Annotated in this window: 7 protein-coding genes and 1 pseudogene; 4 read left to right on the top strand and 4 right to left on the bottom strand. The window is 69.4% G+C overall.

The annotated features are described in order from the left end of the window. Window positions 1–304: pseudogene (locus J0695_RS25300) on the bottom strand (TadA family conjugal transfer-associated ATPase); the annotation flags it as partial. Next, window positions 301–1,404 carry a septum site-determining protein Ssd gene (ssd, locus tag J0695_RS25295; RefSeq protein WP_206965596.1) on the bottom strand — a complete coding sequence of 368 codons (1,104 nt, stop codon included), beginning with the start codon at window positions 1,402–1,404 and terminating at the stop codon, window positions 301–303. The gene ssd and the pseudogene J0695_RS25300, both read right to left, overlap by 4 nt. A 456-nt stretch (window positions 1,405–1,860) precedes the next feature. Between ssd and J0695_RS25290 the strand changes: the two genes are divergently transcribed. Continuing rightward, window positions 1,861–2,709, top strand: coding sequence for an HAD family hydrolase (locus J0695_RS25290; protein WP_206965593.1), 849 nt, complete (start codon window positions 1,861–1,863; stop codon window positions 2,707–2,709). Window positions 2,710–3,018: 309 nt separating this feature from the next. Here the strand turns inward: J0695_RS25290 and J0695_RS25285 are convergent, their stop codons facing one another. Next, entirely contained in the window at window positions 3,019–3,852 is an 834-nt protein-coding gene (locus J0695_RS25285) for a Fic family protein (protein ID WP_206965591.1), read from the bottom strand. A gap of 102 nt (window positions 3,853–3,954) precedes the next feature. On the opposite strand from J0695_RS25285, the gene J0695_RS25280 reads away from it, so the two are divergent. Then, window positions 3,955–4,950, top strand: a complete 996-nt coding sequence (locus J0695_RS25280; protein ID WP_206965589.1) for an ATP-binding protein — start codon at window positions 3,955–3,957, stop codon at window positions 4,948–4,950. Here the strand turns inward: J0695_RS25280 and J0695_RS25275 are convergent. Beyond that, window positions 4,928–6,187 carry a polysaccharide deacetylase family protein gene (locus tag J0695_RS25275; protein WP_206965587.1) on the bottom strand — a complete coding sequence of 420 codons (1,260 nt, stop codon included), beginning with the start codon at window positions 6,185–6,187 and terminating at the stop codon, window positions 4,928–4,930. The two genes, J0695_RS25280 and J0695_RS25275, sit on opposite strands and share 23 nt — an antisense overlap. A 218-nt stretch (window positions 6,188–6,405) precedes the next feature. Here J0695_RS25275 and J0695_RS25270 point away from each other — a divergent pair, with 218 nt between their 5' ends. Together J0695_RS25270 and acs are read left to right on the top strand one after the other, a co-directional pair. After that, on the top strand, window positions 6,406–8,730 hold the full coding sequence (locus J0695_RS25270; protein WP_206965585.1) for a SulP family inorganic anion transporter: 2,325 nt from the start codon (window positions 6,406–6,408) through the stop codon (window positions 8,728–8,730). A 98-nt stretch (window positions 8,731–8,828) separates the two neighbouring features. Continuing rightward, window positions 8,829–10,784 (top strand): acetate--CoA ligase, encoded by a 1,956-nt coding sequence (gene acs / locus J0695_RS25265; protein WP_206965584.1) that lies wholly within the window; start codon window positions 8,829–8,831, stop codon window positions 10,782–10,784. Window positions 10,785–10,945: the final 161 nt, after the last annotated feature.

Genomic DNA, 10,945 nt, shown 5'->3' with positions numbered 1-10,945 from the left:
GGCGCCGCACGGCGCCCGCATCCGCGAAGACCACCTCCGTCAACTCGAGCCCACCGCCCCGGTCGACCCACACCCGGTCGGGCCCGGCCACCAGCACGTCCGTTACGCGGGGATCGGCGAGCAGCGCCTGAAGCGGCCCCGTCCCCACCAGCTCCGACCGCAACTCATCGGCCGCACCCAGCACTTCGGCGTCCCCCAGCAGCCGCCCCTGTTCCCGCAGCGCCGCCGCCACCCTGGCCGGTGTCGGTTCGGCCCCGCTCTCCGCCAGCCGCTGCCGCACCGCCTCCAGAAGTCCCGCACTCATGCCACCCCACCCCCGGCCAGCGCCTGCTCCCAGAACGCGGTGCAGAAGCGGGCCAGCGGCCCCCGCGCTCTGCTCCCCGGTGGCGCACCGCCGGCCTGCGCCTCCAACAGCCCTTCCTCCACGGGAAGCTCACCGGCGAGGGGCAGCGCCAGCGCCCGGGCGACCCACTCCTCGTCGAGCCCCGCCGCACAGGGCCCGCGCACCACCGCCCGCAGGTCGGTGAGCACCATGGACACCATCGAGGCCACCCGTCCCGCCGCCGCGACGGCCCTCAGTTCCCCGGGCACCACGAGCAGCCCCAGATCGAGCTGTGCCAGCGCCTCCGCCACGCTCTCGTCGACCCGCCTCGGCAGATCCACCACGACCACCCCGCCGCCCCTGCGTGCGGCTGCCAGGACCGTGCGCATGGCATCCGGTGCGATCGTCACCGCGTCCTTGCGGTCCCAGCTGAGCACCCGCAGCGCGTGCAGCAGCGGCAGCGACTCCTCGAGCGCGGCCCCGCCGACCCGTCCCTTGGACCGGGCGAAATCCGGCCAGCGCCGCCCTTTCGCCTGCTCGCCGCCGAGGAGTACGTCCAGACCGCCGCCGAGCGGATCCCCGTCGATCAGCATCGTCCGCTGTCCACTGCGGGCAGCGGTCACCGCCAGCGCGCAGGCGAGCGTCGAGGCGCCTGCCCCGCCCCGCCCGCCGATCACTCCGACGGTCAGCGCCTGCTTCCCGACCCCTTCGGCAACATCGGCGATCCGCTCGACGAGCCAGCCCTCCGCGTCGGGCAGCATCAGCACATGGTCGGCGCCGATCTCCACGGCACGGCGCCAGACGTCGGAATCGTCCTGGTCCTTCCCCACGAGATACACGCCGGGCCTGCGGGCGGCCCCACGCACCCGGGATGCCGCATCACCGCCCACCAGAATCAGCGGCGCACACTCCCAGCCGCCCTTGCGGTCGGGCACCCCGTGATGAACTTCCGGTTCCGCTCCGGCCGCGGCGCACAGCCTCAGCAGATCGTCGAGGAGTTCCGCATCCTCGGTGACGATCAGCGGTCCGCCTCTGCTCTTCCCTGCGGCCGACAGACGATCAGGCGTGATGGATCCAGCCACGATCTCCGCCCCCTCTCACTGCGATTGATTCGAGCCGCGAAGTTCGGGCTCGAAATCACCGTGCAGGGATCCGGGAAATTGAGTGGATCTTGCTGAAAAACTGTGGACAACCCAGCGTTTGTGAATATGTCCGCCACTCTTTCCAGCGACTTCCGGAGCGCAGCGCAACCACTACACACCGTCACGAGTCTTCATGGTCAGAGGAAGTCGACGGCGCAGCGGGCCGCGAAGGAGACCGGAGAGTGGCGAAGAAGAGACCGGAGCCGAAAATACGTCCGGACATGCGACGACCCCAGCCGGGGGGGAGAGCTGGGGTCGTCCCCACGGTTCGGCTCGGGGGGGGAGGAGCCAAACCGGGGTAGCACGGTCGCGAACGATCCGTGACTTCCATGGTGTACCCGAAGGCCTTCTCAGGCAAACCCACGCGCCACAGAGTACGCCGAATGGTGGGCGCCTATGCTCGGCCTCGTGGAAAACCACTCCTCTCCGCGGACCGCAGCCTTCTTTGACCTCGACAAGACGGTCATCGCCAAATCGTCGACGCTGACCTTCAGCAAGTCCTTCTACCAAGGCGGACTGATCAACCGAAGGGCCGTGCTGCGTACCGCGTACGCACAGTTCGTGTTCCTCGCGGGCGGCGCCGACCACGACCAGATGGAGCGGATGCGCGAGTACCTCTCCGCGCTCTGCAAAGGCTGGAATGTCCAGCAGGTCAAGGAGATCGTCGCCGAGACACTCCACGATCTGATCGACCCGATCATCTACGACGAGGCCGCCTCCCTGATCGAGGAGCACCACGCCGCCGGCCGCGACGTGGTGATCGTCTCGACCTCGGGCGCGGAGGTCGTCGAGCCGATCGGCGAGCTTCTCGGCGCCGACCGCGTGGTGGCGACCCGGATGGTCGTCGGCGAGGACGGCTGCTTCACCGGCGAGGTGGAGTACTACGCCTATGGGCCCACCAAGGCGGAAGCGGTCAAGGAGCTGGCCGCATCCGAGGGCTACGACCTGGCGCGCTGTTACGCGTACAGCGACTCGGCCACCGACGTCCCGATGCTCGAATCGGTCGGCCATCCGTACGCGGTCAACCCCGACCGCGCGCTGCGCCGCGAGGCGACGGCCCGCGACTGGCCGGTACTCGCCTTCAGCCGCCCGGTCAGGCTGAAGCAGCGGCTGCCCGGCTTCAGGATCCCGCCCCGGCCCGCCCTGGTGGCGGCGGCCGCGGTGGGCGCGGCGGCGGCGACCGCGGGCCTTGTCTGGTACGTGAACAGGGCCAGCCGACGGCGCGATGCATTTGCCCGTATTTGAACCCAAAAGTAAAGAAGTGCAGCCAGGGGTTCCGCTTCCCCGGCATCAGGAGTACAAAGGATTCAACGGCCCGCGAGACCAAGGACATCCGAGAGGATCACCTGAACACGCAGTAAGGCCCCACGGACCGAGCATGGAAGTTGAGCACCCACGCGACGTCGACCCGTCGATTACGGGCCAGCCGCACCAGGTAACGGGCATAAGACCCCGACCTGATGGGCATATTTCGAGGACGCTTGGTAACTCGGCAGACATGCCAGCGGCGGTACCGAATCGGTACCGCCGCAACCCTTTTCCGGCCCGTACCTGTCAGGCGGCGCCCCGCTGCAGTGCCTCACAGACGGCTGTCGATTCCCGCGCCCCGAGAGTCACCGAGCGCCCGCAGTGCGTGATCCAGGCGGCCATGCCTTCGGGCGTCCCCGACGTGTAGCCGCCCAGCGCCGCGACATAGGCCGCCCGCCCCAGCTCCGCATGACCGGCCTCCGCCGGGCAGATCGACTTCGGGTCGAGCCCGCTGCCGATCAGCACGATCCGCTCGGCGGCACGCGCGACCAGTCCGTTGTACGAACCGAAGGGGCGCAGCGCGAGCAGTTCACCGTGCACGACCGCGGCCGTGACCAGCGCCGGCGCCGAACTCCCCGCGATGATCAGTTCCGAGAGCCCCTCCAGCCTCCCCGCGACCTCGTCGGCACCCGGCACGGGGAGCTCGACCAGCGGCTCGTCCACCGGTTCGCCGGCGAGACGCGGCCGGCCCACGGTGTCCTCCGGCGTCACGCCGCCCGCCGCCACCAGATGCAGCCGGGCAAGGACGCGCAGCGGCGACTGCCGCCAGATGGAGAGCAGCTGGCCCGCCTCGGCGGTCAGCCGCAGTGCGGCCCCGATCGTCCGGGCTTCGGCCTCGCCGCTGAAGTCGGTACGCCGCCGTACCTCTTCGAGCGCCCAGTCCGCCCCCGCCAGAGCGGCCGAACCGCGCGAGCCGCGCAGCGCCGCCTCCGCCGTGATCTCGTTGCTGCGGCGCCGCATGATGCGGTGCCCGTAGATCTGGTCCACGGCCTTGCGTACGGAGGCCACGGCATCGCCGGCACCCGGCAGCGAGCCCAGTGCGGCAAGGGGATCGGACGAATCGGATGAAGGCGTACTCATAAGTAGGGAGGCTACGCGCCCCCGTCGCCCGCCCCACCTTGGAGTGGTCTTCTTCACGTGGAGCACCCACTCACCGCAGTCGTGCGACTACCCTTCGTGAACATGAAGATCGCTTTCGTGGGGAAGGGCGGCAGCGGCAAGACCACGCTGTCCTCGCTCTTCATCCGCCACCTCACCGCCAACGAAGCCCCTGTCGTCGCCATCGACGCCGACATCAACCAGCACCTGGGCGCGGCCCTCGGCCTGGGCGAGGAGGAGGCCGCCGCACTCCCTGCGATGGGCGCGCACCTCCCCCTCATCAAGGACTACCTCCGCGGCTCCAATCCCCGGATCGCCTCCGCCGACACGATGATCAAAACGACGCCGCCGGGCGAGGGCTCGCGCCTGCTGCGGATCACCGGGAGCAATCCGGTGTACGACGCCTGCGCACGCCCCGTGCAGCTCGACGACGGCGAGATCCAGCTGATGGCGACGGGCCCCTTCACCGAGTCCGACCTGGGCGTGGCCTGCTACCACTCCAAGGTCGGCGCGGTCGAGCTCTGCCTCAACCATCTGGTCGACGGGCCCGAGGAGTTCGTGGTCGTCGACATGACGGCGGGCTCCGACTCCTTCGCGTCGGGGATGTTCACCCGCTTCGACATGACCTTCCTGGTGGCGGAGCCGACTCGCAAGGGAGTGTCGGTCTACCGCCAGTACAAGGAGTACGCACGGGACTTCGGGATCGCGCTCAAGGTCGTCGGCAACAAGGTGCGCGACCAGGACGACCGGGACTTCCTGCGCGCCGAGGTCGGTGACGACCTGCTGGTCACCGTCGGGCACTCGGACTGGGTCCGCGCGATGGAGAAGGGCCGCCCGCCCCGCTTCGAGCTCCTGGAGGCGGACAACCGGCTGGCCCTGCAGGCTCTGCAGGACGCGGCCGAGGATTCGTACGAGTTCCGCGACTGGGAGCGCTACACGCGTCAGATGGTGCACTTCCACCTGAAGAACGCGGAGAGCTGGGGCAACGAAAAAACGGGTGCCGACCTGGCTGCCCAGGTCGACCCCGCTTTCGTACTCAGCGAGCAGGCGGCCGAGTTCAGTGGTGCTGCGGCGTCCTGACGTCCGCATGCTGCGGCTGGGCGGCCAGGTAGGTTGCCCAGCCCGCCTTGGGCTTCTGCGCCACCTCGAGCTTCCTGAGCTTCTCGACCGTCGCCGGGTCCTGCTTGTCCAGCCAGTTCACCAGCTGCTTGAAGGACACGCAGTGCACGTCCTTCTTCGTGCAGACCGTGCGGATCACTTCCTCGACGGCGCGCATGTACGTGCCGCCGTTCCAGGACTCGAAGTGGTTGCCGATGATCAGCGGGGCACGGTTGCCGGTGTACGCACGGTTGAACGCCTGCTCGAGGCCGTCGCGCATCTGGTTGCCCCAGTAGGCGTGCTTCGACGGGTCGCCGTGCACCGTCCCCGACTGGTTGAACATGAAGTTGTAGTCCATCGAGAGCGTCTCGAAGGCCCGGCCCGGCACGGGCACCGTCTGCATCGGGATGTCCCACATGCCTTCGCGCTGCTGCGGCCAGACCTGGGTGCCGACACCGCTGGAGTCGTAGCGGAAGCCCATCGTCCGGGCGGCCCGCATCATGTTCTGCTGCCCCTCCAGACACGGGGTGCGACCGCCGACGAGCTCCTGCTCGTAGTCGAAGGGCAGCGGCTTCTCGTGGCGCAGGCCAGTCGTCGACTTCCAGGTCTTCACAAAGGACTTGGCCTGGCGGATCTCGCTCTGCCACTCCGGTACGGACCAGGTGCCGACCCCGCCGTCAGGACCACAGAAGTGGCCGTTGAAGTGGGTGCCGATCTCGTTGCCCTCCTGCCAGGCCCCGCGGACCTGCTCAGCGGTGTTCCGGATCGACTTGATGTCGTTGAAGCCGATGTCGGAGCGGCCCTGGGAGTGGCGCGGCGGGGAGTAGAGGTCCCGCTTCTCGGTCGGCAACATGTACACGCCGCTGAGGAAGTACGTCATCGTCGCGTTGCTCTCCTTGGCGACCTTGCGGAAGTGCGAGAAGAGCTTCTGGCTGTCCTCACCCGCTCCGTCCCAGGAGAACACCACGAACTGTGGGGGCTGCTGCCCGGGTTTCAGCCGCTCGGGACGCGTCAGGTGAGGCTGGGCTCCGGTGTACGCCGTGGAGCCGTCGCCGATCAGGCGGACCGGAGCCGCGGCCGGGGCCTTGTGCGGCTGGGCAGCGGCCGCGCCCTTCTTCTCCCCGGGGGCGGCTTGCTCCGCTCCCGAACAGCCTGCGGCGCCGGCGAGCAGCGCTGTGGAAACCGACCAGAGTGCGATTTTTCGGGTGGTGGCCATCATGCGCCCACCTTTGCCCCTCGGCTTGACCGTCGCGCGGCGACACAGTCACTGAATCGGGTGAACCATTGCGCTATTTGTCCGTATTACCCAGCCCCGATCTTTACTCTGCATTACGATTCGTTTACCGAGAGTTGATAAATCCCGCCGCTGCACGCCGTGACCCACGGCCGCGTCACCACTTGTCCGCGACCGCGCCGCCCCGGAGGAGACGGGTAACCATGTCTGCCTGCGCCCCCACTCGCACTCGCCACCGCCCTCGTCTGCGGAGCCCCAAGCGCTCCCATCGCCCCCACTCCCCGCCCCCCGGCGGGGGCGGCCGCCGGCCGCGCTTCGGGCTCCGTATCGCCGGGGCCGACCTCTCCGCCTCGATCACCGTCTTCCTGATCGCCGTCCCCATGTCGCTGGGACTCGCGGTCGCCATCAACGCCCCGCTGGAAGCAGGCCTCGTCGCCGCCGCCGTCGGCGGGATCGTCGCCGGACTGCTCGGCGGATCCGCCCTCCAGGTCAGTGGCCCTTCCGCCGGACTGACCGTGGTGACAGCCGGGTTGATCCAGGTGTACGGATGGCGCACCACCTGCGCCATCACCGTCTGCGCGGGCCTGCTCCAGATCGTCCTGGGCTCGCTCCGCACCGCGCGCGGCGCCCTGGCCGTCTCCCCCGCGATCGTCCACGGCACCCTCGCCGGCATCGGCGTCGCCATCGCACTGGCCCAGTTGCACATCGTCCTCGGCGGAATGCCGCAGAGCTCGGCCCTGGACAACGCACTCGCCCTGCCGGGGCAGTTCGCCCGCGTCGGCCCCGCCGCACCACTCATCGGGGCCCTCACCATCGCCGTACTGGTGGGCTGGCCTCGCCTTCCCGGCCGTACGGGCAGAGCGCTGCGGAAAATCCCCGCCGCGCTCGCCTCGGTCGTCCTGGCCACCGCCGTGGCCGCCCTCGCGGCACCCGGCATCGCCCGCGTGGACCTGCCGTCCTGGAGCTCGCACGCGCTGCCCGAGATGCCGCAGGGGCCGGTCCTCGGGCTGATCACGGCCGTCTTCACGGTGATGCTGGTGGCCAGCCTGGAGTCGCTGCTCTCCGCCGTGGCCGTGGACAAGATGGGCGCGGACCGGCCCGGCACCACGGGAAAGCGTGCCGACCTCGACCGGGAGCTGCGCGGGCAGGGCATCGCCAACGCGGTGTCCGGGCTGATCGGCGGGCTGCCGGTGTCTGGCGGCGCCGTCCGCGGCACGGCGAACGTCAGGGCAGGCGCCACGGGCCGCGCCTCGACCGTGCTGCACGGAGTGTGGGTACTGCTGGCCGCAGGCCTGCTGGTCACGGTCCTGGAGTGGATCCCGCTCGCAGCGCTCGCGGCGCTCGTGATGATGGTCGGCATCCAGATGGTCAACTTCGCGCACATCCGCAACGTCCATAAGCACCGCGAGTTCCTGGTGTACGCGGCCACGGTCTGCGGGGTCGTGCTCCTCGGCGTACTGCAGGGTGTGGTGCTCGGGATCGCGGTGGCCGTCGGCGTCGCCCTGCACCGGCTGGCCAGGACACGGATCATCTGCACGGAAGAGGAGAGCGGGCTCCACCGGGTGCGGGCACGCGGGCAGTTGACGTTCCTCGCCGTGCCACAACTGAGCCGTACGCTCGCGCACATTCCACAGGGGGCCCATGTGGTCGTGGAGTTGGACGGATCGTTCATGGATCATGCCGCGTACGAGACGCTGCAGCACTGGCAGGAGTCGCACACCGCCCAGGGCGGCCGGGTCGAGGTCACGGGGCGTGCAGGGGGCCGGATCGCCGAGCCCGCGACCGGCGCGCACACCTGCTGCCGGCCGTGGACACCGTGGCGCAACCACCACTGCGACGACCACCGCCCCGAGCAGCGGCACCGAAGCCGTCAACTGGCCAGTGGGGTGAGCTCGTTCCAGCGCAACACGGCGCCGCTGGTACGGGAGGAACTGGCACGCCTCGCCCGCGAGGGCCAGCGCCCCACCCAGCTCTTCCTCACCTGCTCCGACTCCCGCCTGGTCACCAGCATGATCACGTCCAGCGGCCCCGGTGATCTCTTCACCGTACGGAACGTGGGGAATCTGGTGCCGATGCCCGGCGAGGAGGCCTCGGACGACTCGGTCGCGGCCGCCATCGAGTACGCGGTGGACGTACTGCGGGTCGAGTCGATCACCGTCTGCGGGCACTCGGGGTGCGGTGCGATGCAGGCACTGCTCAACGCGAGCCCCGACGCCCCCATGACACCGCTGCGCCGCTGGCTGCGGCACGGGCTGCCCAGCCTGGAGCGGATGAGGAGCCGGCACTACTCCTGGGCGCGGATCTCCGGCCGGCTGCCCACCGACGCGGTGGAACAGCTCTGCATCACCAATGTGGTGCAGCAACTGGAGCATCTGCGGGCCCATGAAGCAGTGGCGAAGCGGCTGGCCGAGGGCACGCTGCAGCTGCACGGCATGTACTTCCACGTGGGCGAGGCCCAGGCCTATCTGCTCACCGATGCCCACGATCACGAGGTGGAGGGGATCTTCGCGCAGGTTGCTCCCGCATAGGTCTAAACCAATTTCTTGCCGTGAGCTCTTGTCAGGGGACGTCACGGGCTGATGAGGTATGGCCTGGGACACGAAGGTTTTCTGGAAAGGGCGATGTCGTGAGCAACGAGAGCTTGGCCAACCTGCTCAAGGAGGAGCGTCGCTTCGCGCCGCCCGCCGAGCTGGCCGCGAACGCCAACGTCACCGCGGAGGCGTACGAGCAGGCCGAGGCCGACCGGCTGGGCTTCTGGGCCGAGCAGGCCCGGCGCCTGAGCTGGGCGACCGAGCCGACCGAGACGCTGGACTGGTCGAACCCGCCGTTCGCCAAGTGGTTCGCGGACGGCAAGCTCAATGTGGCGTACAACTGCGTCGACCGCCATGTCGAGGCAGGCAACGGCGACCGCGTCGCCATCCACTTCGAGGGCGAGCCCGGCGACAGCCGCGCCATCACCTACGCCGAGCTCAAGGACGAGGTGTCGCGCGCCGCGAACGCCCTCACCGAGCTGGGCGTCAGCAAGGGCGACCGGGTCGCCGTCTATCTGCCGATGATCCCCGAAGCGGTCGTCGCGATGCTCGCCTGCGCCCGGATCGGAGCCGCCCACTCGGTCGTCTTCGGCGGGTTCTCGGCCGACGCCGTCGCCTCCCGCATCCAGGACGCCGACGCCAAGCTCGTCATCACCTCCGACGGCGGCTACCGGCGCGGCAAGCCCTCGGCACTGAAGCCCGCGATCGACGAGGCCGTCACCAAGTGCCCGCAGGTCGAAAACGTTCTCGTCGTACGGCGCACGGGCCAGGACGTCGTATGGAATGAGGGCCGCGACGTCTGGTGGCACGACATCGTCGCCCGCCAGTCCGCCGAGCACACCCCCGAGGCCTTCGAGGCCGAGCAGCCGCTGTTCATCCTCTACACGTCCGGTACGACGGGTAAGCCCAAGGGCATCCTGCACACCTCCGGCGGCTACCTCACCCAGGCCGCCTACACCCACCACGCGGTCTTCGACCTCAAGCCTTCGAGTGACGTCTACTGGTGCACCGCCGACATCGGCTGGGTCACCGGGCACTCGTACATCGTCTACGGGCCGCTCGCCAACGGCGCCACCCAGGTCATCTACGAGGGCACCCCGGACACCCCGCACCAGGGGCGCGTCTTCGAGATCGTCCAGAAATACGGGGTGACGATCCTCTACACGGCGCCGACCCTGATCCGGACGTTCATGAAGTGGGGGGACGACATCCCCGCCAAGTTCGACCTGTCCTCGCTGCGGGTCCTCGGGTCGGTCGGCGAGCCGATCAACCCCGAGGCGTGGATGTGGTACCGGGAGCACATCGGTGCCGGCAAGTGCCCGATCGTGGACACCTGGTGGCAGACCGAGACCGGCGCGATGATGATCGCGCCGCTGCCCGGCGTCACCGCGACCAAGCCGGGCTCCGCGCAGCGCGCACTGCCGGGCATCGCGGCCACCGTCGTCGACGACGAGGCGCGTGAGGTCCCGGACGGCGGGGGCGGTTATCTGGTGCTGACCGAGCCGTGGCCGTCGATGCTGCGGACGATCTGGCGCGATGACCAGCGGTTCATCGACACCTACTGGGCGCGCTTCGAGGGCAAGTACTTCGCCGGTGACGGTGCCAAGAAGGACGACGACGGCGACATCTGGCTGCTCGGCCGCGTCGACGACGTCATGCTCGTCTCCGGCCACAACATCTCGACGACCGAGGTCGAGTCCGCGCTGGTCTCCCACCCGGCGGTCGCCGAGGCGGCGGTCGTCGGTGCGGCCGACGAGACGACGGGCCAGGCGATCGTGGCCTTCGTGATCCTGCGCGGCACGGCCTCGGAATCGGACGGGCTGGTCGCGGAGCTCCGTAACCACGTCGGTACGGTCCTCGGGCCGATCGCCAAGCCCAAGCGGGTGCTGCCGGTCGCGGAACTGCCCAAGACGCGGTCCGGCAAGATCATGCGGCGGCTGCTGCGGGATGTCGCGGAGAACCGCGAAATGGGCGACGTCACGACACTGACCGACTCCTCGGTCATGGATCTGATCCAGGGCAAGCTGCCGGATGCGGGTAGCGAGGACTGAGGTTGGTCCGGGTCTGGCTGGGGCCCCGGGTGCGCGCGCGCTGGTCGTGGTGCGTGGCCGGGGCCTTTGGCTTGTCCCCCACCCCGCCCCTTCCCGAAACCGGGGGCGTTGCCCCCGGGCCCCCTTTTGTCCTCAATCGCCGGACGGGCTTGATATTTCCC

Origin of the sequence: Streptomyces beijiangensis (assembly GCF_017315755.1) — a bacterium.
GTDB lineage: Bacteria > Actinomycetota > Actinomycetes > Streptomycetales > Streptomycetaceae > Streptomyces > Streptomyces beijiangensis.
Note: the sequence above shows the minus strand (reverse complement) of the source record. Positions and strands in the feature narration are given on the sequence as shown.